The 23532-nt window shown below is 67.9% G+C and carries 20 protein-coding genes; 9 read left to right on the top strand and 11 right to left on the bottom strand.

The genetic code is table 11. The features are described 5' to 3' along the window. Positions 1–258: 258 nt before the first annotated feature. Entirely contained in the window at positions 259–1536 is a 1278-nt protein-coding gene (gene purD, locus OG817_RS39985) for a phosphoribosylamine--glycine ligase (RefSeq protein WP_406050178.1), read from the bottom strand. 125 nt (positions 1537–1661) lie between these two features. On the opposite strand from purD, the gene OG817_RS39980 reads away from it, so the two are divergent. The 4 genes from OG817_RS39980 (at position 1662) to OG817_RS39965 (ending at position 5762) form a co-directional block, all read left to right on the top strand. Beyond that, positions 1662–2564 (top strand): carbohydrate ABC transporter permease, encoded by a 903-nt coding sequence (locus tag OG817_RS39980; protein ID WP_406050176.1) that lies wholly within the window; start codon positions 1662–1664, stop codon positions 2562–2564. Then, the gene (locus OG817_RS39975) at positions 2561–3412 is read left to right on the top strand and encodes a carbohydrate ABC transporter permease (RefSeq protein WP_406050175.1); all 852 of its coding nucleotides are present in this window, start codon (positions 2561–2563) and stop codon (positions 3410–3412) included. The genes OG817_RS39980 and OG817_RS39975 overlap by 4 nt, the downstream gene beginning before the upstream one ends. A 22-nt stretch (positions 3413–3434) precedes the next feature. After that, on the top strand, positions 3435–4847 hold the full coding sequence (locus OG817_RS39970) for an ABC transporter substrate-binding protein (protein WP_406050173.1): 1413 nt from the start codon (positions 3435–3437) through the stop codon (positions 4845–4847). 63 nt (positions 4848–4910) lie between these two features. Then, positions 4911–5762 carry an SMP-30/gluconolactonase/LRE family protein gene (locus tag OG817_RS39965; protein ID WP_406050172.1) on the top strand — a complete coding sequence of 284 codons (852 nt, stop codon included), beginning with the start codon at positions 4911–4913 and terminating at the stop codon, positions 5760–5762. 6 nt (positions 5763–5768) lie between these two features. On the opposite strand, the gene OG817_RS39960 is transcribed toward OG817_RS39965, so the two are convergent. Further along, positions 5769–6491: a hypothetical protein gene (locus OG817_RS39960; RefSeq protein ID WP_406050171.1), complete on the bottom strand. Its 723-nt coding sequence runs from the start codon at positions 6489–6491 to the stop codon at positions 5769–5771. 440 nt (positions 6492–6931) lie between these two features. Here OG817_RS39960 and OG817_RS39955 point away from each other — a divergent pair, with 440 nt between their 5' ends. The 3 genes from OG817_RS39955 (at position 6932) to OG817_RS39945 (ending at position 9042) form a co-directional block, all read left to right on the top strand. Further along, positions 6932–7801, top strand: a complete 870-nt coding sequence (locus tag OG817_RS39955; protein WP_406050170.1) for an alpha/beta fold hydrolase — start codon at positions 6932–6934, stop codon at positions 7799–7801. Between the two features lie 92 nt (positions 7802–7893). After that, positions 7894–8265, top strand: a complete 372-nt coding sequence (locus OG817_RS39950; protein WP_360456282.1) for an FKBP-type peptidyl-prolyl cis-trans isomerase — start codon at positions 7894–7896, stop codon at positions 8263–8265. A 165-nt stretch (positions 8266–8430) separates the two neighbouring features. Continuing rightward, positions 8431–9042 (top strand): hypothetical protein, encoded by a 612-nt coding sequence (locus tag OG817_RS39945; RefSeq protein ID WP_406050168.1) that lies wholly within the window; start codon positions 8431–8433, stop codon positions 9040–9042. A gap of 2 nt (positions 9043–9044) precedes the next feature. On the opposite strand, the gene OG817_RS39940 is transcribed toward OG817_RS39945, so the two are convergent. The 5 genes from OG817_RS39940 to OG817_RS39920 all read right to left on the bottom strand — a co-directional run bounded on the left by OG817_RS39940 (position 9045) and on the right by OG817_RS39920 (position 18552). Then, on the bottom strand, positions 9045–14189 hold the full coding sequence (locus tag OG817_RS39940; RefSeq protein ID WP_406050166.1) for an AAA domain-containing protein: 5145 nt from the start codon (positions 14187–14189) through the stop codon (positions 9045–9047). Continuing rightward, complete coding sequence (locus OG817_RS39935) at positions 14186–15355, bottom strand: M48 family metalloprotease (RefSeq protein ID WP_406050165.1); 1170 nt, start codon at positions 15353–15355, stop codon at positions 14186–14188. Before OG817_RS39935 ends, OG817_RS39940 begins: the two co-directional genes overlap by 4 nt. Before the next feature lie 171 nt (positions 15356–15526). Next, positions 15527–16432 (bottom strand): ABC transporter ATP-binding protein, encoded by a 906-nt coding sequence (locus tag OG817_RS39930; protein ID WP_406050164.1) that lies wholly within the window; start codon positions 16430–16432, stop codon positions 15527–15529. A 3-nt stretch (positions 16433–16435) separates the two neighbouring features. Beyond that, positions 16436–17476 (bottom strand): FecCD family ABC transporter permease, encoded by a 1041-nt coding sequence (locus tag OG817_RS39925; RefSeq protein WP_406050162.1) that lies wholly within the window; start codon positions 17474–17476, stop codon positions 16436–16438. After that, positions 17476–18552 carry a FecCD family ABC transporter permease gene (locus OG817_RS39920; protein WP_406050161.1) on the bottom strand — a complete coding sequence of 359 codons (1077 nt, stop codon included), beginning with the start codon at positions 18550–18552 and terminating at the stop codon, positions 17476–17478. Before OG817_RS39920 ends, OG817_RS39925 begins: the two co-directional genes overlap by 1 nt. Positions 18553–18664: 112 nt before the next feature. Between OG817_RS39920 and OG817_RS39915 the strand changes: the two genes are divergently transcribed. Further along, positions 18665–19480 (top strand): siderophore-interacting protein, encoded by an 816-nt coding sequence (locus OG817_RS39915; RefSeq protein ID WP_406050159.1) that lies wholly within the window; start codon positions 18665–18667, stop codon positions 19478–19480. Positions 19481–19576: 96 nt separating this feature from the next. Here the strand turns inward: OG817_RS39915 and OG817_RS39910 are convergent, their stop codons facing one another. Both OG817_RS39910 and OG817_RS39905 read right to left on the bottom strand, forming a co-directional pair. Then, positions 19577–20776, bottom strand: a complete 1200-nt coding sequence (locus OG817_RS39910; RefSeq protein ID WP_406050158.1) for an alginate lyase family protein — start codon at positions 20774–20776, stop codon at positions 19577–19579. 322 nt (positions 20777–21098) lie between these two features. Beyond that, the gene (locus tag OG817_RS39905; RefSeq protein ID WP_406050157.1) at positions 21099–21689 is read right to left on the bottom strand and encodes a TetR/AcrR family transcriptional regulator; all 591 of its coding nucleotides are present in this window, start codon (positions 21687–21689) and stop codon (positions 21099–21101) included. 89 nt (positions 21690–21778) lie between these two features. Here OG817_RS39905 and OG817_RS39900 point away from each other — a divergent pair, with 89 nt between their 5' ends. Further along, on the top strand, positions 21779–22483 hold the full coding sequence (locus OG817_RS39900; protein ID WP_406050155.1) for an SDR family oxidoreductase: 705 nt from the start codon (positions 21779–21781) through the stop codon (positions 22481–22483). On the opposite strand, the gene OG817_RS39895 is transcribed toward OG817_RS39900, so the two are convergent. After that, entirely contained in the window at positions 22480–23079 is a 600-nt protein-coding gene (locus tag OG817_RS39895) for a DJ-1/PfpI family protein (protein ID WP_406050153.1), read from the bottom strand. The genes OG817_RS39900 and OG817_RS39895 overlap by 4 nt on opposite strands. Before the next feature lie 77 nt (positions 23080–23156). Then, entirely contained in the window at positions 23157–23477 is a 321-nt protein-coding gene (locus OG817_RS39890) for a DUF1330 domain-containing protein (RefSeq protein ID WP_406050152.1), read from the bottom strand. Positions 23478–23532: the final 55 nt, after the last annotated feature.

The following is a 23532-nucleotide window of genomic DNA, read 5'->3' as shown; positions in this document are numbered from 1 at the left end:
GCACTCCGGCACCGTGCCGCTTGACCAAGAAGCGCACCTGAGTCCCCACCCAGCGCAACTGGCTGTATCTACTCTGGCGATGGATTGGCTCCGAGTCAATACGTTCGGCTCGGAGCGGAAACTACCTATGGTTGCTACAAGGCCCCCGGGCAGGCTGGCCTTCAGTCATCGATGACGTCGGCGCGATTGCAGCCCTAACTACGGTGCAGGATCTGCTTGGAGCGCACTTGCGCGACTTATACCCTTGCGCGCTCCAACTCAGACGGTGATTTCTCCGCGCGCCGCCTTGAGAGCGATGTCGGTGCGGTGCTGGGAGCCCTTGATCCGGATCTGGCCGACGGCGGCGTACGCACGCCGGCGGGCCTCGTCCAGGTCCTCGCCGACCGCACTGACCGCGAGCACGCGGCCACCCGAGGTGACCAGGTCGTCACCGTCGAGCGCCGTACCGGCGTGGAAGACTTGGACGCCGTCGGCCTCGGCCTGGTCGACGCCGCTGATCACGTCGCCGCCGCGCGGGCCAGCCGGGTACTTCTTTGCGGCGACCACGACCGCCACGGCGGAAGCGTTCTGCCAGGCCAGGGGCTCCTGGTCGGCCAGCTTCCCGGTGGCGGCGGCGTACAGGACTCCACCCAGCGGGGTCTTCAGCAACGGCAGCAGCGCCTGCGTCTCGGGGTCGCCGAAGCGGCAGTTGAACTCGATCACCCGGACACCGCGCGACGTCAGCGCGAGACCGGCGTACAGCAGTCCGGTGAACGGCGTACCGCGATGGCGCAGTTCGTCGATCGTTGGCTGGAGCACCTTCTCGGTGATCTCCTCGACCAGCCGTTCCGGTGCCCAGGGCAACGGTGTGTAGGCGCCCATGCCGCCGGTGTTCGGGCCCTCGTCGTTGTCGCCGAGGCGCTTGAAGTCCTGCGCCGGCTGCAGCGGCAGCACCGTCGTACCGTCGGTGATCGCGAACAGCGACACCTCCGGACCGTCGAGGTACTCCTCGATCAGCACCTGCTCGCAACCCGCCGCGTGCGCGAGCGCCTCGTCGCGGTCGGACGTCACCACGACACCCTTGCCCGCGGCCAGCCCGTCATCCTTCACGACGTACGGCGGCCCGAACGCGTCGATCGCGGTCGCGGCCTGCTCGGGCGTCGTACAGACGTAGGCCCGGCCGGTCGGCACGCTCGCCGTGGCCATCACGTCCTTGGCGAACGCCTTCGACCCCTCGATCCGGGCGGCGTCCTTGGACGGCCCGAACACCGCGATGCCCGCGTCGCGGAGCGGATCGGCCAGCCCGGCGACCAGCGGCGCCTCCGGCCCGACCACGACCAGGTCGGCGCCCATGTCCTTCGCGAGCGCGACGACCGCATCGTGGTCGGAGATGTCCACCGAACGGCAAACAATCGTTTGCCCGTCGTACGCCGGACGCAACACGGCGATGCCAGGGTTGCCCGGGGCCGCGACGACCTCGTCGACCTCAGGGTCCTGGGCCAGCGCCCAGACCAATGCATGTTCGCGGCCACCCGAGCCGACCACCAAGACCTTCACGGGCCCTCAGCCTAGGGCATGCCGGTCCGGACTGCCCCCGGGCGGTGGTAAGACTGCGCCTGACTGGAGGTAAGCGATTGACTACACGTACGGTATCGGCCGCAAGAAGCCGCCCGACCACTACGGTGTCGGCCACGGCGCGCCGCCGCCCCACACCTGCGTCCCTGCTGTCCTGGCTGATGCTCGTGCCCTGCCTGGTGGTGTTCGCACTCTTCATCGTCTGGCCGCTCGGCAAGTCGGTCTCGCTGTCGCTGCACGGCTCGGACCTGTTCGGCCGGCCGGATGCGTTCGTCGGACTGCAGCACTACCGCGACATGCTCGGCTCCGCTGAGTTCCGGCACATCCTCTGGGTGACCTTCGCGTTCGTGCTGCTCACCGTGATCCCCGGCGTCCTCGGCGGCCTGGCCGTCGTGCTGCTGCTCGAGCAGCACATCAAGGGGATCCGGATCTTCCGGACCGCGTTCGCGCTGCCGTTCGCGTTCTCGGTCGCGAGCGCGTCCGTCATCTTCGCCACCATCTACAACCCGGCGATCGGACTCGCGAACGGCCTGCTCGGCCGGTTCGGTGTGGACCGGATCGGCTGGCTCACCGATCCGTCCTGGGCGCTGATCAGCGTTTCGATCACCACGGTCTGGATGAGCATCGGTTACAACGTACTGGTCCTGTCCGCGGGCATCGGCGCGATCCCGACCGAGATCAACGAGGCCGCGACGCTGGACGGCGCCGGCGGCTGGCGGGCGTCGTGGCACATCACCATCCCGTTGCTCGGTCCGCAACTGTTCTTCCTGGTCGTGATCTCGACGATCCAGTCGCTGCAGGGCTTCGGCCAGATCAAGATCCTGACGCCGGAAGGCGGCCCGGAGCAGTCGACCAAGACGCTCGTCTACTCGATCTACCACACCGCCTTCGCGAACAACGCGAGCGACTTCGGCGCCGCGTCCGCGCAGGCGATCGTGCTGCTGGTGATCCTGCTCGTCTGCACGGCGGTCCAGTTCGGCGTACTGGAGAGGCGGGTGCACTACAAGTGAGGCGACTCACCGCCGGACGGCTGATCACGTACGCCGTCCTGATCCTCGCGGCCCTCGCGGTCATCTTCCCGGTGTACTACGTGATCGCGGGCTCGATCATGTCGCCCGGGCAGATCTCGTCGTACCCGCCGGATCTGTTCCCGCACGGGATCTTCACCGGCAACTACAAGGGCGCCTCGTCGTCCGGGACCCCGATCGGGCAGCAGTACCTGAACTCGATCCTGCAGACCTCGATCATCACCGTGTCGCAGCTGATCACCAGTGTGCTGGCAGCGTACGCGTTCGCCTTCATGAAGATGTGGGGACGCTCACTGCTGTTCGGGTTGTTCCTGGCCACGCTGATGGTGCCGTGGGAATCGATCGTGCTGCCGAACTACCTGACCATCACGGGCTGGGAGCTCGGTGGTCAACGGCTCACCGCGACGTACGCGGGGACCATGATCGCGCTGGTGCTGCCGTTCCTGGCGAACGCGTTCGGGGTGTTCCTGCTGCGGCAGTCGTTCCTGCAGTTCCCCACCGAACTAAGGGACGCGGCCACCATCGACGGCTGCGGGCATTGGCGGTTCCTGCGCCGGATCCTGCTGCCGCTGAACAAGCCGGCCCTGACCGCGGTCGGGCTGTACGTGTTCCTGTCCGCGTGGAACCAGTTCTTCTGGCCGTTGCTGATCGGCGACTCGGCATCCCGCCGTACCTTGCAGATCGGCATCAGCCAGCTCAACGACGTCGAGGCGGCCGACCCCGGCCTGATCCTGGCCGGCGTCACCCTGTCCATCGTGCCCACCCTGGCCATCGTGATCTTCGGCCAGCGATTCATCGTCCGCGGACTGACCGCGGGCGCCATCCGATGATCCTTCGAGAGAGGTGACTGTGATGCGATCAGTCCGACAACGACGTACGGCGATCGGCGCTTCACTGCTGGCCGTGCTCGCCCTGGTGGCAGCCGGCTGCGGCAGCAGCAACAACGACTCCGGCGACTCCGGCAGCGGGGGCCAGGACGTGCCCGGCGCGGACGCGCTGGACAAGGCGTCCGGCGTCACCAAGATCACCTTCTGGCACGGCATGAAGGGCGCCAACGGCGAGGCCGTCGACAAGTTGGTGAAGGCGTTCAACGCCGCCCACACCGGCAAGATCGAGGTCACCGCGGTCTACCAGGGTGACTACGACGAGACGATCACGAAGTACAAGACGTCGGTGCAGCAGGGCAACACGCCTTCCGTCGTACAGATCTACGACATCGGCTCGCGGTTCATGATCGACTCCAAGCAGACCGTGCCGGTGCAGAGCTTCGCCGACAAGGACGACTACGCGCTGGACTCGATCGAGCCGAACATCGCCAACTACTACTCGATCGACGGTAAGCTGAACTCGATGCCGTTCAACACGTCGATGCCGCTGCTGTACATCAACAAAGAGGCCTTCGTGAAGGCCGGCCTCGACCCGAACAAGCCGCCGACGAACCTCGACGAGATCATGGCGGACGCGAAGAAGCTGACGATCAAGCAGGGCGGGAAGACCGTCCAATACGGCTTCAACGCCGCGATCTACGGCTGGTTCATCGAGCAGTTGATCGCCCAGTCCGGGTCGACGTACTGCGACAACGACAACGGCCGCAAAGACCTGGCCACCCAGGTGAACTTCGCCGACGAGCAGGGCGTCAAGGTCGCCACCTGGTACCAGCAGATGGTCAAGCAGGGCCTGATGCCGAACACCGGCAAGAAGACCGACGACGCGCAGGCCGTCTTCAAGTCAGGTACGTCGGCGATGCACCTGGAGTCGACCGGATCGCTGCGCGGCTACCTGGACGCGGCGAAGGGCAAGTTCACCGTGCTCACCGCGCCGTTCCCGCACCTGACCGCCTCCGACAGCGGCGGCCCGATCATCGGCGGCGCGTCGCTGTGGATCGACGGCCCGGGCCACTCGGACGCCGAGAAGCGCGCCTCCTGGGAGTTCGTGAAGTTCGCTTCCTCGCCGGAGCAGCAGGCCGCGTGGCACACCGGCACCGGCTACTTCCCGATCAACTCCAAGGCCCTGGACCTCCCGGAGGACAAGGCGTGGGTGGCGCAGTACCCGCAGTTCACCACCGCGATCACCCAACTCCACAACACCAAGCCGACCAACGCGTCGTCCGGCTGCATCCTGGGCGTCATGCCCCAAGCCCGCAAGGCCTCCGAAGACGGCCTCGAAAAGGCAGTCCTGGGCACCGACCCGGCCCAGGCCATGAAGGCCGCCGCCGACTCCATCAAGCCCCAGATCGAGCAATACAACAAGACAGTCAAGAAGTAAGTCGGTACGCGGTGTCGATCACCACTCCTTCCGTTCGTATAGGGGTAAACGGAAGGAGTGGTGATGTCCGAGGTACTGATGAGTGGGCTGGTGATCGGGGAGTCGGCGCGGTGGCATGACGGGCGGTTCTGGTGCTCCAACTGGGGTGCTCAGGAGGTTCTGGCCGTTGATGCGTCAGGTAAGAGCGAGGTGATGGCCCGCGTCCCGACCACGCTGCCGTTCTCGATCGACTGGCTGCCGGATGGGCGGCTGCTGGTGACCTCAGGTCCGGAAGGACTGCTTCTGCGGCAGGAATCGTCCGGTGACCTCGTCGTCCATGCCGACCTCTCGTCGTACGGCGGACTGAACGAGATCGTCGTCGACGGTCGCGGCAACATCTACGTCAACGGTGGTTGCGACTTCCACCCGGATGAAGGCAAGCGCCCCGGCTTCATCCTGCTCGTGACCCCCGACGGCGCCGTACGACGCGTGGCCGACGAGCTCGCCTTCCCCAACGGCATGGTGATCACGCCGGACAACTCGACCCTCGTCATCGCCGAGTCCTTCGCCGAGACACTGACGGCGTACGACGTCTCACCCGATGGCTCGCTATCGAACCGGCGAGTGTGGGCACCTCACACCGGCGACGGCATGGTCATGGACGCCGACGGCGCCATCTGGACCCCCGGCTGGGCAGACAACGGCCCCGCCTGCCTCCGCATCGCCGAGGGCGGCGAGATCCTCGAGACCGTCCCACTGGAGCACGCCGGCTTCGCCTGCACCCTCGGCGGCCTGGACGGTCGCACCCTCTACATGCTGTCCGCAGACTGGCAGATGCAGGAGTCGTTCGAGGCCAACCTCGACCGCCTACTCTCCAACCGCACCGGCCGCATCCTCACCCACCCCGCGCCCCGCCCACCCGCCGGCTGGCCGTAACTCGGGTCAGTAGTGCCAGTAGTAGCGGGCGTCGGCGTTCCAGGGGACGGGGACGGTGGTGCGGTTGGTGAAGGCCATGCCTTTGCCGCGGGCGATCTCCAGGGTGCGGGAGAGCTGGAGGGAATAGGCGTGGTTGTTGTCGTCCCACCACTGCTCGAACTGCGTGATGCAGGTCTGGCCGGTCAAGTACGGGTTGGAGCAGGGGTGCGGCGGGAGCCACTTCTGCAGGTGGCGGAAGTTGACCGCGGTGGAGCCGCTCGGCGGCTTGATCGTGCCGGACGCGTCCAGGCAGTAGCCGGTCGTGGGGATGGTCCACTTCACGTAGTGCTGGCGGCCGTCGGCCGACGGGATCGGCTGCAGGTTGTTGCAGTCCGCGTCGCCGATCTTCTCGGAGGTGACGCGCTGGGCCTGGGTGAGCGGGCGGCCGGCGCCGTCGTTGTAGCCGTCGAGGAGGACCCATTCGCCGTCGTGGACGAAGTGCTCGGCGGACTTCGGCGGCCAGGTCTTCGGGTCTCCCCAGGAGATGTCCGACTCGGTGGCACTCAGCGGCGTCCACGCCCACTGGCCCGCCGCGGCCTGACCGGCCCAGTACTGTCCGGCCGACTTCTCGAACATCAGCGAGTACTGCCCGTAGTTCTCAGCCGCCGTGCTCGCGTCGGAATTCCGCGGGTGTACGACAGCGGCCACAAGGACAGCAGCGGCGGTCACGACAACGAGTCTCTTCAGCACAGAGTGCGAGTCTAGCCCTGAATCCGTGGGCACCAGTTGGTTGCTGCGGGCATCGGTAGCGCGATCCTTGCCCGCCGGGCAGACTACGTTGGCCGGTGTGACGCCAGGCCCGGGCGTGCACCGGGTTCGTGGAGACTTCCTACCCCGATCCGGACTGTTCGGCTCCCCGCATCGCGATGTTGATCTCCCCGAACCGGTTTGGGGAGGCCGGCCTCTGCTGATCCGGGAAGCCCCGCGCCCGATGATCCGCTGGCGGGTTATGTCATCGCTGGCCCCAAAAAGTGCGCTATCGGCGAGATAACCTGCCAGTGGGAGCGCGTCACTGGCGGTTGCTAGTGCCGGTTGGGTGCACTCTGCGTACCTGTTCCGGTCACCTGACCCGGTCTAGGCTCACCTCACGAGCCCAACCGGTGGGGATGGGCCGGACCAGAGGAGCTGTCATGCCGGACCCTGTCACCCGGACGCTCGACGTCCCCGGAGCCACCCTGACGTACGACGTCCGCGGTGATCTCGCCGATCGCGACCAGCCGGTGCTGCTGGTGATCGGTTCGCCGATGGGTGCGAGTGGTTTCCCGACCCTGGCGTCACACTTCACCGACCGGACGGTCGTCACCTACGACCCGCGCGGGGTGGAGCGGAGCGTCCGTAGCGACGGTGCCGGCGAACTGACGCCCGACGACCACGCCGCCGACCTCATCGCGCTGATCGAGTCGCTCGACGGCGGCCCGGTCGACATGTTCGCCAGCAGCGGCGGCGCGGTGAACTCGCTGGCCCTGGCCGCCAAGCGACCCGACCTCCTCCACACCCTCGTCGCGCACGAGCCGCCGCTGGCCGGGGTCGTGCCGGACAGCGAGGCAGCGCTGGCGGCGTGCGAGGACATCTACCAGACCTATCAGCGCGACGGCATGGGCGCCGGGATGGCGAAGTTCATCGCGATCGTCAGCTACGACGGCGAGATCCCGGCCGACTACACCCAGCAGCCGGCGCCCGATCCGGCCATGTTCGGCCTCCCCACCGAGGACGACGGCACCCGCGATGACGCTCTCCTCGGTCAGAACATCCGCGGCTGTACGTCGTACCAACCCGACTTCGACGCCCTGGACAAGGCCAAGGACCGCCTCGTCATCGGCGTCGGCGAAGAGTCCGCCAACCAACTCGCCGGCCGTGGCGGCACGGCAGCCGCAGAGCGTCTCGGCCTCGAGCCCGTCGTCTTCCCGAGCGGCCACGGCGGATTCCTCGGCAACGAGTACGGCCAGCCCGGCAAACCCGAGGAGTTCGCCACCAAACTCCGCGAGGTGCTCGCTCGCTAGTCGTGCCTTCGCGCGGCGCGAGGTATGAAAGCTCCTGGCGCGGGGGACCCTGGGCGCGCGGATCCGGGCGGAGGTCTGGTTAGCTGGTAGCTATGACTGAGAAGCCAGAGATCGACTTTCCGGACGGTCCGCCGCCGGCGGATCTCGAGATCACCGACATCACCGTGGGCGACGGCGACGAGGCCAAGGCCGGGTCGCGGGTGAACGTGCACTACGTGGGCGTGGCCCACTCGACCGGCGAGGAGTTCGACGCGTCGTACAACCGGGGCGCGCCGCTGGCCTTCCAGCTCGGCGTCGGCCAGGTCATCCAGGGCTGGGACACCGGCGTGCAGGGCATGAAGGTCGGCGGCCGGCGCAAGCTGGTCATCCCGCCGCAGCTCGGGTACGGCGACCGCGGCGCCGGCGCCTCGATCAAGCCCGGCGAGACCCTGATCTTCGTCGTGGACCTCATCAGCGTGAGCTGAGCCCGGCCCGTCTCCTCAGCTCAGCCGGCTGGGACCACAGGTCCGGCCGGCGAGGCCGACTGCTGTTCGGGACCCCCGCGATCCGTCACAATGGCGGTCATCGCGGGGGTCCTTCGCGTAGTTGTACTCATCCGCCTCGCCCAGCGGTCGGTTTGACTGAGAGGCGTGACGACGATGACTGCGACAACGGTCGCCGCGACGCGAGTGAGCTGGGCGCGGTACGCCGCCCTGGCCGCGAAGGTGCTGCTGTTCGGTTTGTTGCTGTCGGCACTGATCTGGCCGGACCTGAGTGGGATCAAGGGGAAGGCGTCCACCGCGCGGCTGGTCGTGTACCCGATCGGCGCGATGATCCTGCCGCTGTGGTGGTGGGCGTACGGGCGGACGAAGAGCAAGCTGCACCGCCGTTTCCCCTGGACAGCAGACCTCTTGATGACGTTGCCGTGGCTGATCGACCTGATCGGCAACCGGCTCAACCTGTTCGACACGGTCGGCTGGTGGGACGACGCCATGCACTTCATCCTCTGGGGCTTCCTCACCGCCGGCGTCCTGCTCGCGTTCGCGCCGCGCAATCTCTCCCGCGGCCTGACCGCCTTCGTGGCCCTGGGCTTCGGCGCGACCGCGGCAGTCGTCTGGGAGGTCGGCGAGTACTTCACCTTCATCCGTAGCTCTCCCGAACTCCAGTCCGCCTACACCGACACCCTCGGCGACCTGGCCCTCGGAACCCTCGGCGCTCTCCTGGCCGGTCTGGTCCTGTACCAGTTACGCGCCCGCGACTGAGCTCAGCCGTCGACCGGGCGGTGCAGCGCATCCAGGAGGTGAGTGATTACGGTCTCCGGTGAGCGAGTCCAGTCGGTGGAGAGCACGTGATGCACGCGCCAGCCGGTCGTCATGAGGGCTCTTGGGTGCGTCGTGAGCCGCTCCAGAAGTGTGTCCGCGGCGACTCGCTCCGGGGTGTCCACCAGCACCGCCAAACGGTGACCGTCGTCCCTCGGCAACTTCAACGCCAGGTCGCAGCGGAACACGGACTCTCCGACGGCCGTCTCCACCTCCACGCCGCGTGCCTCCAGCGCCGTACGGAGTTGATCGACGACGGAGGTGCTGGTCGGTCTGGTGCGCTGACCGAGCGGGTACGGCGTCAGCGCGGACTTGGCGGCGGTGGCGTCGCCGCGGGAGATGGCTGTTGCGTAGGTGAGGAAGCGGCGGAGGGTGTTGGCGCCGTCGTTGTAGGTGTTGGTGATGGCTTCGGGTTCGATGCTGCTGACGACGACCATGTGGTGACGGGCGCGGCTGAAGATGACATTCAGGCGTTTCTCTCCGCCCGAAGTGTTGATCGGGCCGAAGTTCATCAGCATCCGGCCGTCGGGTCCGGCGGCGTAACACACGCTCATCAGGATGATGTCGCGCTCGTCGCCCTGGACGTTCTCCAGGTTCTTCACGAACAGGCCGACGTCCTGCTCGCCACGCGTCCGCACCTGCTCGGCCTCGTACTGCGCGCCGAAGATCGGGTCCGCCTCGGCCAGGTCGTCGAGGGCTCGCTCGATCTCCGCCTGCTGCGCCTCGGAGAACGCGACGATTCCCAGGCTCTTCCCGGTGTCGCGGCTCAGCACCTCGCGCACCAGTTCGGCGATCCAGCGTGCCTCGGCCGGGTTCGTACGCCGTACGTAGACGCCGTCGACGAGGCGGACGGACGTGATGCTGCCGGACAGGACGCTGTCGCAGACATCAGCCACCGCAGGCGCATCGGACCGCAACGTCCACGGCGGTGCGGCGTGTGCCGGCAGGCGGTCCGGGACTGTGGCGAGCTTGCCTTGGTAGAACGCGGCGTTGCTGAAGGAGATCAGCGCCTCCGAACGGCTGCGGTAGTGCCAGGTCAGCATGGTCGACGCCAGCCGGAGCGCACTGATCGAGAGGAAACTGTCCTCGGTCAGCGCGATACCCACCTGCTCCGTCCCGTCGTCGTCGAGGTCATCCAGCCCGGCCGAGGCGGAATCGAGGTGCTCGGGTTGGCCCTCGGCGGAGGCGCGATCAGCGGGCCCGGAGTCGGTCCGCGTCTGTGGGCCGGCAGGCCCGGCACTCCATTCGGTGGCGACAGGGTCTGTGCGGACTCGGAAGTACTGGGTTGGTGGTAGCTGCATCTGATCGCCGACAACGATCGCCTGCGGCGCGCGGTGCAGCGCCGGGATCGCTTCCTCCACAGGGATCTGGCTCGCCTCGTCGTACACCACGACGTCGAACGCGCTGGTCAGCGGCAATGTGTCCGACACCGACGACGGGCTCATCAACCAGACCGGCCGCAGCAGCGACACCACCGCACCGGGCGCACCGGACGCGAGGTCGCGGATCGACTTGTACCGCATCACCTTGCCGAACTCATGCTCCAGCTCACGCCGCCCGGTCGAGAAGGTCTTCTTCCGCTCCCGGTCCTCCGGCGACATCCCGGTGACACTCTGCTCGGAATGCGTGACCTCGGCCAGGAACCGCCGCCGTACCTGCGCGACGATCAGCTCGGCGTTGAGCTCGGTCAGCTCGTCGTAGACCAGACTCAGCTCGCCGACGATCGAATCCACCCGCGCAGACGACAGCTGCAGTGGCGCGGCTGTCCGGGACCGCTCCCACTCCGCCGCACACACGGCGTACTCAAGCTGGTCCGGCGACGCGTCCAACCGTCGTACGGCGGTCCGCACCGACGCCGGCGCATCCTCCAGCTCACGTAACGCGGGACCAACAGCCCGTACGACGTGGTCCGCCGCGACCAGCTGGTCCGCCAGCGCAATCACGCCGTCCACCGTCAACGTGGCGTACTGCGCTGCCAACAACTCCTGCGTCGGTCCCTCGGCGTGATCGACTGCGTCAGCGAGCTGGGCCAGCGTCGCCGGCGCGTCAGCTCGTAGAACGAACCGCCAATCCGTCAGCAGGCCCCTCCGCGCAGACGCCAACCGCTCGCTCAGTGCGAGCGGATCATCCACACCCCAGTCACGCCCTGTTTGCTCGGCGTGTTCCGCGACGGCGACCGTTGCCGACTGAGCAGCCACCAGGTCGGTCAGCACCTCGACCACAGACGGCCGTACGGCGCGCGTCGTACTGTCGAAGCGGCTCCGAACCAGGTCCCTCACCCGGCGCCAATCCCCGCTGAGGAAGGAGAACAACCCGCCTTCCTTGCTCTCGGCAACCTTCAGGGCCGACTTCGCGTCGGCGTGCGCCAACGGCTCACTCCATCCCGATGCCGCCTCCCACGCAGACCGCTCGGCCGCAATCAGTCTCGTCCGCTCGGCACCGACAGCCGTCAACTGCCGGGCCTCCTCCGACCGTGGATCGATGGCGTCCACGCGATCCCGCGAATCCATCGGTGCGAGGGTCCGCCCGAGTTCGGCAAGCACTCGCACCTGTTGCACGGTCCAACCTTCGGCCGGCGCAGCAGCGTCGACATCGGCCAGTGTGGAGGCCACCGAGGCCCACGCAGTCCGCACATCCCGAGCGCCCGCGGACACATCGGCATCACCCCAGCGCTCCGCCGCAACGAACGCCAACGGGCTACGAGCGAGCACCCCACCACTCGCCGGGTCAGCCGCAGCCAGCTCCCGCGCCACCGCCCGTACGACGGAGCGTGCGGACCACCACTCACCTGTCGCCGGCACCAAACGCCGTACGGCCGGCTCCAGCTCGTCACCCCAGCGATCGTCCCGGAGCTCGGCCAGCCGGTTCACGACGTCCCGCAGCCTCGGATCGCCGGTGGTCAACCGCTGCTCGAACTCGTCGATCGTGCGGAGCAACCGGTCCACTCGGGCGACCAGCACATCCCGGCGTACGGTCAGGTCGTCGAGATCGTCCTCGGCCGTCATCCAGCTCTCGTACGTCTCCCGCAGCCCATGGACGAACGCCTTCTTGTCGGCCTGCGAGTCGTGGATCAGCGTGCACAGTCCGTCCAGCCGACGGCTCGCCAGTCGCGCGTGGACGACGTCCAGCGCAGCCCGCTTCTGGCACACGAACAGGACGCGCCGCCCACGGGCCACGAAATCCGCGATCATGTTGGTGATCGTCTGCGACTTGCCGGTCCCCGGCGGTCCCTGGATGACGAAGCTCTCACCCCGCTGCGCCCGGGCGATCGCCGCGACCTGTGAACCGTCCGCGGACACCACCAGATGCCGATCGGCGGTCGGCAACTCGAGCGGCGTACTGCTGATCGGCCGCGGGCGATCGGAGAACAGCTGGTCGAACGAAGCGCACGACCCACCGGTCCCGAGCAGTTCGTCGTAGTCCCGGACCAGTCCGAGCGTGCGGTAGTTGAAGTTCGCGAGGGAGACCGCGCAGAGGTCGACGTCCCACGAGTACGGGCCGCCCTCGGTGTCGATCGAATAGGTGTCGGTCTCGATCGCGCCGGGCCGCCGCGGCTCCGAGCCGAGCGTGATCCCGAGGGGCAGCGGCTGCCGCGCGAGCTGCGTCCGGAAGATCTGTACGCCGAGCGGCTGGTAGTCGGTGCCGCGGTACGAATACGCGTAGTGCCTGCCGCCGAACGCTGTCGCGGTGTTGCCGTGCTTGCGCCGTTGATAGTTGCGCAGCCGGACCATCGCGCGCTGCCGGACCAGGTCGATCCGGGGCTTCTCCCGCAGGTGCAGCCGCAGCCCTGGCTCTGTCGCCTGGATCTCCTTCGCCAGCCGCTCGTGCAACGCCGGGATCGCTCCGGGCTCGGACAGGTCCACAGTCTCCGGCAGCGTGATCCCGTACAGCTGACGCAGGTGGTGACGCAGCGTCGGATTGACCTCGGCGACCGGCTCGGTCACCCGGAGCGTGTACGAGTCCCGCACTCCGCGCTTCTTGGTCAGCTCGACCTTCGCCAACACGAGCGGCGAGGTGAGCCGGGTGTCCCGATCGTTCTTCAGGTCGTGCCAGCGCAGGAACGCCGGAACCAGCCGCAGCTGGTCCTGTCCGTACTCCGCCCGGTCCCGCCTGGCTGTCGCGATCAGCTTGTCCAGTGTGTTCGCGGCGTACGGCGCTTCGTCGTATCGGATCCATTTGCCCAGCGGTTGGGGCTTGCCGAGGAGCTGGGCACCGAGGTCGTCGCGCCAGGTGAACAGCTGCTCCGGGCGGATCGTCCGGACGTCGAGCATCAGCGGCACCGAGACCTCGGTGAGGTTCAGCATCTGAGCGGTCGGCCGGAAGTTGATCAGCCGGTTCCGCCGGGACAGGTCGAACAGCCGGTCCCGCAGCGCTCCGAGCACCGCGGTACGCCTGTCGGCCGCGCCGCGGGTGATCGCGTCGACGTCGAAGTCGAGCGGCTGGTCGCGATAGTTCTCGAGCTGCTCGATCAGTGAGTGCAGGTCCTGGGCCCGCTGGTGCCGGTCCGGTTCGGCCATCTGCGCGGCGACCGAGACGATCACCGGGTGCAGGTCCGGGTCGAGCGCGTAAAGGTTGCCTCGGGCATCGATCAGTTCGGCGACGTCACCGGTCCGGGACAGGTCGAGTCCGCAGCCGAGCGCTAGCAGCAACTGGCCGAGGCTGAAGATATCGGTGAGCGGGTCGTGGTGGCCGACCACGTGCTCCCAGCTCTGCCAGCCGGGCACATGGACGGGAGCGCTGATCGCGTCCGGGACCGGCTCGGTGACGACTGTCGTCGCACGGGCGCCGCTCTCACCGAGGTCGAGGTCGGTCCGCCGATGCGCAACCACCTCGACCGCAGTCGGACCCGGGCCCTGCCGGGCGTCGATCTCGCGCTGCGCGAGGGTGGGGCGGCCGGCATCCTCGGGAGCGAAGCCGAGGCGGTTCTGCTCGTCCACGGTGATCCGGCCGAGACCGCGCAACGGCGCGACCAGGCCGCGCTCGTGCACCGCCGCTGTCGCGTGGAACAACGGGAGCACTGCCGCCAGCAACGCATCGTTGCCGAGTCCGTCCTCGGAGACAGCCAGTGCGACCAGGTCTTCGACGCTCACGCGACCACCTCGTCGGCTGCGCGGGCGAGCCGTGCTCGTTGCCTGTCGCTCCACCCCAGTTCGTCGTCCGCGACGTCGTCGTACCCCTTCAGGCCGGACCGTCGCGCGATCGCGAGCGAAGCGACCAGACCGTCATCGCCGGTCTCCGGGTCGGCGGTGGCGAGGTCGAGCAGCAGGTAACACAGGTAGCGTCTGGTTGCCTCGGTCAGCGGCCGAGGCCGCGACATCGGCGCACCGTCCACCGGCCGGACCGTCAGCGGCTCGTCGAATCGGGACATGGCGCCACCCGGTACCCCGAGCGGCCCGGGAGGATCCGCGAAACCCGCAGCGGCCGTGGCCACCGCGTCCGTACGCAGTCCCTCGGTGTGCGCGATCGCGGCAGCGAAATCGCGGCTCAGCTCGCGGAGCAGGACCGCGTCGAGCAGGTCGGGCGCGTCGACGTCGAGTGGCCCGGTCACCAGCGCCTCGACGTCGTCGCCGGCTTGCCAGTTCTTCAACGCCCAGGCGCGGCCGACACCCTCCGGATGCGTGGTCCCCCGGCTGCCGGTGCTGAGATCCAGCCCGTCCGCCTGCCGCAGGTACGCCGCGGGGTCGGCGTTACTGAGCCCGGTCTGAAGCTTGAGCAGCGCGCGGACCGTCGTGCTGAGGTCGCCGCAGGCTGTCAGGGCACCCCGGTCGGCGAACAGTTCGGTCGCGAGGGACCAGCGGCGATGCGTCTCCAGGTACTGCTGCGGGGTCCGCGCGTCGGCGGCCGCAGCATCCAGCAACCGATCGACAGCGAGGTACCCGCCTTCCTCGGCCTCCCACAGCAGCCGATGGGCGAACTCATGCCCGATGACGGCCGTCAACTCGTCCTCGCCCAGGCGGTCGAGCAGTGGTCCTTGGAAGACGATGACCGCCGGGCCGTCCTGGTGCAGGTAGACGGCATTCGGCTCCCCGTTGACCTGGAAGCACTCGATCGCGGAGTCCATCCCCAACGCCTCGGCCGCGCGCCGTGCAGCCCGGTGTACGACGGGATGCGCCTCGGCCTCGAGCCGATACGCGTTCCGCAGCAGTAAGTCGCCGACGCCGTCGAGCGGTCCGCCTCGCAGCGCCGCCCACGCGCGCTCATCCAGGCTGCGCACAACGGCGAGCACAGCCCGGTGATACCCCAAGACGGACACCATGGCCGCCACCCTAACCACCCCGACCGACGAAACCCCGGGCTCGTCCGATGGTGCAGCTCGACAGGAGGTGTCCGGCGATGACGTCAGCTGTCCGGTGGGCTCAGGCGGGGAGCGGCCGGCAGTGGGCGTATACGTCCTGTCGATCTGCACCTAGGCGGGCTGCGGTTGTGGTCAGCGGTCGGTGGGGCGGCAGACGCCGTTGGCGGCTGCGGAGGCTGCGAGGGCGGCGGCGGCTGGGGAAGCGCCGGGCTGGGATTTGGGGACGGTGTCGGACCGGGTCGTGTGGCGACCGATCGGGACGACCATCGGGGTGCCGGCCACAGGGTCGGGGATCACCTTGACGGCCAGGCCGAAGACGTCGTGGACGACCTGTTCGGTGATCATTTCCCGCGGGTTGCCCTCGGTCACGATCGCGCCGTCCTTCATCGCGATCAGGTGGTCGCCGAACCGGCAGGCCTGGTTCAGGTCGTGCAGCACCAGGACGATGGTGCGCGCCTCCTGCTTGTTCAGATCGACCAGCAGATCGAGCACTTCGAACTGGTGGGTCAGATCGAGGAACGTCGTCGGCTCGTCCAGCAGCAGGATGTCGGTCTCCTGCGCGAGCGCCATCGCGATCCAGACCCGCTGCCGCTGACCACCGGACAGTTCGTCGATCGGCCGGTCGGCGATCTCGAGTACGTCGGTCGATGTCATCGCGGCTGCGACCGCTTCGTCGTCGGTCTTGCTCCACTGCCGGATCCATCGGGTCCGCGGGTACCGCCCGCGCCCGACCAGGTCGGCGACCGTGATCCCCTCTGGTGCGGTCGGTGACTGCGGCAACAGTCCCAGCTTGGTCGCGACCTCGCGGGTCGGGATCGACTGGATGCTCTTACCGTCCAGCAGCACGGTGCCCCGCGACGGCTTCAGCAACCGAGCCAGAGTCTTCAGCAGCGTCGACTTGCCGCACGCGTTGGCGCCGACGATGACGGTGATCTTCCCGGTCGGGATCCGCACCGACAGGTCGTGGATGATCTCCCGCTGGTCGTATCCGACCGCCAGACCGTCGGCGGCGAGGCTGTGTTCCACAGGGTTCTCCATCTCTCAGCCACCACTCCCCACCCGGTTGGACCGGGCCAGCAGGAACATCAGGTACGGAGCGCCCACCACGCCGGTCACCACACCGACCGGCAACTGGGTGTCCCCGAAGGCGTGCTGCGCGATCAGATCGGACAAGGCCACCACCAGCGCGCCGAGCAACGCGGACGCGATCATCGCCGGCCCCGGCGACCGGGTCAGCCGCCGCGCGATCGGTGGCGCGACGAACGCGACGAACCCGATCGGACCGGCCGCGGCGGTCGCGAGTGCCGCGAGCAGTACCGCGATCACGATCAGCCCGAGCCGCGAACTTTCCACCCGAAGACCCAGCCCGTACGCCGTCTCGTCGCCGAGCTGCAAGATCCGCAGCCGGTGGACCATGAACACCGTCAACGGAGCCAGCACGGCCAGGGTGATCGCCATCGACCGCACGTTCGACCAGTCCCGGCCGTTCAAGCTGCCGGTCAGCCAGATCAACGCCTGCTGGGCGATCTCGACCCTTGCCTTGGTCAACAAGTACGACGTCAGACTCGTGGCGATCGCACCGATCCCGATGCCGATCAGGATCAGCCGGTAGCTCGACACCCCGTGGCGCCAGGCCAGCACGTACATGATGAACGCGGTCAGCAGGGCACCGACGATCGCGAACGCCGACACCGCGACGCCGGTGAGTCCCAGCGTGACGATCGCGAAGACGGCGAAGGCGCTGGCGCCGTACGTGACGCCGATGATGTCGGGGCTGGCGAGCGGGTTGCGGGCGATGCTCTGGAAGATCGCGCCGGACATGCCGAGCGCGGCGCCGACCATCAGGCCGGTGAGTGCCCTGGGCAACCGCAGCGAGTTGACGATGAACTCGGTCGCCTTGTCACCGCCACCGAACAGGGTCTTCACCACGTCGATGACCGGGATCTTGAAGTCACCCAGCGAGAGCGAGACGCAGAAGGTCACGAACGCGATGGCCGCGAGAACCACGATCACCAGCAGCGATCGTGCCTGCCGGGCCGCCCGCGCCCGGCTGATGACCTGAACTGCTTCGGCTGTGGTCATCAGAGATCCGCCAGCTTCCGTCGACGGACCAGGATGATGAAGAACGGCGCGCCGATCACCGCGGTCACGATGCCGACCTGCAGCTCACCGGGCCGCGCGACGATCCGGCCGACGATGTCGGCTGCGAGCAGCAGGATCGGCGCCAGCAGCATCGAGTACGCCAGGATCCACCGGTAGTCCGGGCCGGTCACCAACCGCGCCACGTGCGGGATGGTCAGCCCGATGAAACCGATCGGTCCCGCGGCGGCGGTCGCAGCCCCACAGAGCAGTACGACGATCACCGCGACGAACAACCGGGCGAGCCCGACCCGCTGGCCGAGCGACTTCGCCACGTCGTCGCCCAGAGACAATGCGTTCAGCACGCGGCCCGACACCAGCGCCAGCACGATGCCGATCAGGATGAACGGCGCGACCTGTCCGGCGATGTCCGAGCCTCGGCCGGCCAGCGATCCGACCGACCAGAACCTGAACTGGTCGAAGGTGTCGACATCGCCGATCAGCAGCGCGGTCGTCAGCGACCCGAGCATCGCCGTCAGCGCGGCACCGGCGAGCGCCAGCTTGACCGGCGTCACCCCCTCACGACCGAGCGACCCGAGCAGATAGACCACCACCGACGCAACTGCCGCCCCCACGAACGCGAGCCAGACGTATGCCGTCAGACTCGACAGCCCGAACCAATAGATGCCGCCGACAACGAACAGCGCTGCACCACCGTTGACGCCGAGGATGCCGGGATCGGCCAGCGGGTTCCGGGTGACTCCCTGCATCAGAGCCCCGGACAGCCCGAGCGCGGCACCGACCAGCAGACCGAGCACGGTCCGCGGCACGCGAAGTGAGCGGACGATCACCTGATCGGTGTTCGCCTCGTTGTAGTGCCGCAGGGCATCGATCACCGTCGGGAACGGGATCTGCTTCGAGCCCACCGCGATGCTGAGCAACGACACCACGACGAGCAGGGCGACACACACGATCAGCCCGGCGACCAGGGTGGCCCGCCGGGTCCGCCGGGGGCGTGACGGAACAACAGCGGAGGTGTCGCGGCCGGCGGATTGCGCGACAGCGCTGGGGGGAGGCATTGGACTTTGAGATCCTCTTAGGTAAGGCTAACCTCTAGACGCCTCAGAATAGCCCGGTCGTCCACGGGTCCGCATCTGAGCCTCCCCTGCGCTCCCCTTGGAGAAACCGGACATGACCACAGTGCTCGAGCGGCCGATCGAGTTCGACTCGCTGCTGGCGACCGTCGCGGCGGTCGAGGACCTGAGCCCGCACCTGCGCCGCGTGACCTTCGTCGCACCGCGCATCGCCGACGTGGTGACCGCCGGTCCAGACCAGCGGATCAAGGTGCTGCTGACGCCGCCCGACGGTGGCGAGATCAAGCTGCCTTCCGGGCCCGAGTGGTACCCGGAGTGGTGCGCCCAGCCGGTCGACGAGCGTTTCATCATGCGGACGTACACCATCCGGGCGCTCCGGCCAGAGGTCGCCGAGCTCGACATTGAGTTCGTCCTGCACGGCATCGACGGACCCGCCTCGGCGTGGGTCAGCCAGGCGCAGCCGGGTGACCAGATCGGCCTGATCCTCCCGTTCGCGGTCGACACCACCAGCATCAAGGGACTGCTGCACTCCGGCGTCGACTACGTCCCACCGGTCACCAGCGTCCGCCGGATCCTGGTCGCCGACGAGACCGCCCTGCCCGCGCTGGTCGGCATCCTCGAGCAGCTGCCCGCCACCGCCCACGCGACCGTCTTTGTCGAGGTGCCGGACTCCGGCGACATCCGGCCGCTGCCGACACCCGGCAGCGCGGACATCACCTGGATCACGCCACCGAACTCGTTGCTCGAGGCCCTGAAAGGCGCCGAGCTCCCGTACGACGCCGACTACGCCTGGGTCGCCGGGGAGTCGTCGATGATCAAGTCGGTACGCCGCCACCTGGTCAACGCCGCCGGGATGGCGAAACCGGCGATCTCGTTCCAGGGCTACTGGAAGCGCGGCGAGGCCCAGGTCTGACAACGACAACGGCCGGCCACGTCAAGGTGAGGTGGCCGGCCGGTGGTGATCCGGGAGAGCTGAAGGGCAGATGGGTTCAGCACTCCCGGAAGCTTGTCAGGCTGGGTTCTCCGCGTGCGTGAGGGTCTCCCATGCGACGAAGAGGTTGTTCGACCCGGCCGGACGGCGGGACTCCGTGATGACCTGGGTGTTGGTCATCGCGATCCCGAGCCGGGTGTGCAGTGCGTTGAACCCGACCTCGGTGATCGGGCCGAGACCGCGCTTCAGCGTGCCCGTACACAGCCAGGACGGGACCGGCTCGAGGTTGCGCTCCCACTTGGATTGGAAACCGAGCGCCTGCCGCAGCCGCTCACCGAACTCCGGGTACATGTCGATGCCCTGGATCCGCGCCGTCTCCAGCACGTGCGAGATCGACGAGATGCCGTAACCGGTGTGGACGAAGTCGCGACAGGTCTCCTGAGTCAGACCGGTCACGAACGTGCTCTGCTTCTGCCAGTAGTTGATGATCTTGTCGCGGGTGTCGAGGTTCTGGCTCGGCACCGTCTTCGGCAAAGCACCGTCGGACTCGAGGTACACGTACGCCGGCACGCGGAGCCGGAACAGTGCGATCCCCTTGTCGTACACGGCCTGGTCGCCGAGGAACACGCCGATGCCCTGGATCGCCTCGGTCATGCTCAGCTCCCAGTTCCCGTTGGAGTTCGAGCCGTTGATGATCTCGGGCAGGTAGACGTTGCGCAGCATGGTGGCGAAGCGGCCGGCGTTCGGCCAGTTGCCGTACACGTGCTTGATGATCTCGGCGACCTTCGGCCACGACGACGCCGACCACGCGGTCTGCAGTGGAGCGTTGCTGTTGGTGTGGTCGCGGATCGTCGCCGACCACGCGTCCATCAGCTGGATCGCCTTCTGTGCATAGCGATCGTCGCGGGTGAGGTACCACAGCAGTGCGTCCGTGTACGCCGCGATCGCGTCCTCACGCTCGTCGGTACACCCGTAGTTCGGGTCCGAGTACGACCCACACTCGACCACCGCGCGCGGCTTCGGCGTGCGGGACAGCGACGCGTAGGAACTGTTCTTGGCCTGGTTGAACGCGTTCGTCCATGGCTGGGCGCCGGCCTGCACCTTGGCCCGGACGAAGTCCAGCTGGGCCCGGCTCGATCCGACACCTGGGTGGGTGAACGTCGCGGGCGCTTGCACGGCACTGGGCTCGGCGTTCGAGGCGGCAACTGCTGGGCTGCTGAGTGTCCCGGCGACCAGCGCTGCACAGGCAGCGGCCAGGACCAGGGGTTTGTTTCGCATGGGCGGATGTCCTGTTCTTCGGGGCGGTAGACACCTGCGCTTCCCCCACTAGCGCAGGGTCTTTTCGAAAGTTTGACGACGGACGGTGAGCACGTCAATATCCCGGCAGGTACGAAATCACCGTGGAACAGCCGAACGACTCTTCCCAGCTCAGTGGAACAAAGTGAGGATCTGTCCCATGAAACGACGCCAGTTCCTGACTGTCGGAACCGCAGTCATGGCCGCCCCGGCGCTACCCTCCGTAACCCGCCCGCCTCCGCCGCGACCGACACCCTGCGGCGGATGGTGAACAGCACCAAGGTGGACGACCGGTGGTAGTGGCTCAGCCTGCCTGGGTCGCCAGCTCGCTCGAACGCAGCCCGGCCGCGTCCAGCAGCGCGGCAGCGGTGAGTACGCCGATGCCGCCCAGGTCCTGGGCGCGGACGACCGCCCTGGCGCTGGCGCCATCGAAGATCATCGTCAGCTGGATCGCCAGCGTGCCCGGATCCTCGGCACCGGCCTTCACCAGTTCACGGTGGAAGAAGTCGGTCAGGTGCTGCTTGAAGTGCCGGGCGACCACCGAGCCCGGGTGCTCCGGGTTCTTCAGCTCGACCGCCGTACTCACGTAGGGACAGCCCAGGAAGTCGCCCTGGGCAACCAATTCGTCCTGCCGCTCGAACACCGTCAGGATCCGGTCCCGGGCCGGCCGCTCGTCCTCCGGCCCCGGATGCAGCAAAGCCTGGTACGACGGGCCGCGGCTGGCCAGACTCTCCGCGATCAGCTCGTCCTTGGAACGGAACAGCTGGTACATCGACTTCTTCGACACCCCGGCCGCCTTGCACAGCGCGTCCACTCCGATGTTGACGCCGTCGCGGTAGAAGAGTTCGCCCGCGGCCTCGAGGAGGCGTTCGCGGGGTGTCGCCGAGGTGGTCATGGAACGAGGGTACCGGCTGGATTTGATTTCGGAAACCGATCGGTTTACAGTCGTGCAAACAGATCGGTTTCCAGCTTAGGAGTTCGGATATGACCTCACTCGAAGGCGCAGTCGTCCTGGTCACCGGCGGCCAGCGCGGTATCGGCAAGGCGATCGTCGACGACCTGCTCGACCGCGGCGTGGCGAAGGTCTACGCGACCGCGCGCACCCCCAAGCCGAGCACCGACCCACGCGTGGTCCCGCTGCCGCTGGAGATCACCGACCAGGCATCGATCGACGCGCTGGCCGCGGCCGCACCCGATGTCACGGTGCTGATCAACAACGCCGGCGCCAGCTCCCCGGACACCTACCTGGATGCGCCGATCGACGACATCCGCGCGGTCTTCGAGGCGAACTTCTTCGGCCCGCTCGAGCTGACCAAGGCGTTCGTCCCGATCATCGAGCGCAACGGCGGCGGCCACATCCTGAACGCCCATTCGGCGCTGTCCTGGGTCGCGCGGCACGGCGCCTACTCCGCCACCAAGGCCGCGTTCTGGCTGCAGACCAACGCGATCCGCCTCGAACTGCTCGGGCGCGGCATCGACGTCACCGGCCTGCACATGGGGTACGTCGACACCGACATGACCGCTGCCGTCACGGCACCGAAGTCCCGGCCGGAGGACATCGCCAAGAAGGCACTCGACGGTATCGAGTCCGGCGCCCATGAGGTGCTCGCCGACGACACCGCGCGCGGCGCGAAGGCGGCGATCTCCGGAGACCTGACCGCTCTCTACCCGGAGCTCGTCCAGGCCTAGTTGCCTGAGGCAACATAGACGTCCCGGTCGCGGGTGTACTCCAGTGCGCCCGCGATCCCGTCGGCGACATCCGCTCCGCACACCCGCTCGACGACGTACAGGGCGAGGTCGATGCCGGAGGTGACGCCACCTGCGGTGATCAGGTCGCCGTCGTCGACGACTCGGTTCGTCTTGAGGTCCGCGCCGAACGCCTCCAGTTCGGCCCAGGCGCCGCGGTTCGTGGTGGCTGGGCGGCCCTTCAGCAACCCGGCCTCGGCGAGGAGCATCGCGCCGGTGCAGACCGAGGTGAGCAGGCTGAGGGTCGGCGCGAGCTCGGCGATCCTCGCCGTCATCACGCCGCGCCGCGCCTCGGCCCACGAGCCCGTCTCGGCCCGGTTCATCCATCCGCCGCCGGGGACGAAGAGTGCGTCCGGAGTACCGAGACCCTCCGGTGCCTTGAACTGCAGGCCGTGCAGCCCGGTCACCTCGACCGGACCGGCCAGGCCGACCAGCGCCATGTCGAACTCCGGCCGCCGCCTGGCATGACTCCAGACCTCGAACGGACCCATCACGTCCATCTCGTCCACACCGTCGAACACCAGCATCTCGATTCGCATGGCTCTACCCAACCGCCCGGCAGCGACGCCAGCCAGTGGCCGAGACGACGGTGTTCGCAAGGATCTGGCCACGAAGATCAGACCAGCACATCGGTGGCCTTGTGGTCGCGACCGCACCCTTTGACGAAGATGACGGTGCTGTCGGAGTTGTCGGTGCGCAGGTGCAGGATCTCCCGGTACGCCGCCGAGTCGTACCAGCCGCGCAGCTGGTCGTAGTCCGGGAACTCGATCACGATCGGAGCGCCGCCCCACTCGCCCTCGATCGGCTCCGCGTCGTCGCCGTGCACGATGAAGTGCCCGTCGTACGGCGCCAGCGTCGCGTCGACGCGGTGCAGGTACTCGATGATGTCCGCGCCGAACTTGATGTTGCGCAGGTAGGCGATGGCGTACGCCGTCATGGTGATGTCTCCTCATTCTTTCGGACGATTCCGATGCGACAAGCCTCCGGCAGAA

The organism is Kribbella sp. NBC_00889, from assembly GCF_045207705.1.
In the GTDB taxonomy this organism is placed as follows: domain Bacteria; phylum Actinomycetota; class Actinomycetes; order Propionibacteriales; family Kribbellaceae; genus Kribbella.
The sequence above is the reverse complement of the archived record's forward strand: the minus strand, read 5'-3'. Positions and strand labels throughout refer to the sequence as shown.

What these genes read in the sequence shown, in the direction of transcription:
- OG817_RS39970 (WP_406050173.1), top strand. Translation starts at nt 3,435, where the DNA reads ATGCGATCAGTCCGACAACGACGTACGGCGATCGGCGCTTCACTGCTG.
- OG817_RS39965 (WP_406050172.1), top strand. Translation starts at nt 4,911, where the DNA reads ATGTCCGAGGTACTGATGAGTGGGCTGGTGATCGGGGAGTCGGCGCGG.
- OG817_RS39955 (WP_406050170.1), top strand. Translation starts at nt 6,932, where the DNA reads ATGCCGGACCCTGTCACCCGGACGCTCGACGTCCCCGGAGCCACCCTG.
- OG817_RS39950 (WP_360456282.1), top strand. Translation starts at nt 7,894, where the DNA reads ATGACTGAGAAGCCAGAGATCGACTTTCCGGACGGTCCGCCGCCGGCG.
- OG817_RS39935 (WP_406050165.1), bottom strand. Translation starts at nt 15,355, where the DNA reads ATGGTGTCCGTCTTGGGGTATCACCGGGCTGTGCTCGCCGTTGTGCGC.
- OG817_RS39930 (WP_406050164.1), bottom strand. Translation starts at nt 16,432, where the DNA reads ATGGAGAACCCTGTGGAACACAGCCTCGCCGCCGACGGTCTGGCGGTC.
- OG817_RS39925 (WP_406050162.1), bottom strand. Translation starts at nt 17,476, where the DNA reads ATGACCACAGCCGAAGCAGTTCAGGTCATCAGCCGGGCGCGGGCGGCC.
- OG817_RS39920 (WP_406050161.1), bottom strand. Translation starts at nt 18,552, where the DNA reads ATGCCTCCCCCCAGCGCTGTCGCGCAATCCGCCGGCCGCGACACCTCC.
- OG817_RS39915 (WP_406050159.1), top strand. Translation starts at nt 18,665, where the DNA reads ATGACCACAGTGCTCGAGCGGCCGATCGAGTTCGACTCGCTGCTGGCG.
- OG817_RS39910 (WP_406050158.1), bottom strand. Translation starts at nt 20,776, where the DNA reads ATGCGAAACAAACCCCTGGTCCTGGCCGCTGCCTGTGCAGCGCTGGTC.
- OG817_RS39905 (WP_406050157.1), bottom strand. Translation starts at nt 21,689, where the DNA reads ATGACCACCTCGGCGACACCCCGCGAACGCCTCCTCGAGGCCGCGGGC.
- OG817_RS39900 (WP_406050155.1), top strand. Translation starts at nt 21,779, where the DNA reads ATGACCTCACTCGAAGGCGCAGTCGTCCTGGTCACCGGCGGCCAGCGC.
- OG817_RS39895 (WP_406050153.1), bottom strand. Translation starts at nt 23,079, where the DNA reads ATGCGAATCGAGATGCTGGTGTTCGACGGTGTGGACGAGATGGACGTG.
- OG817_RS39890 (WP_406050152.1), bottom strand. Translation starts at nt 23,477, where the DNA reads ATGACGGCGTACGCCATCGCCTACCTGCGCAACATCAAGTTCGGCGCG.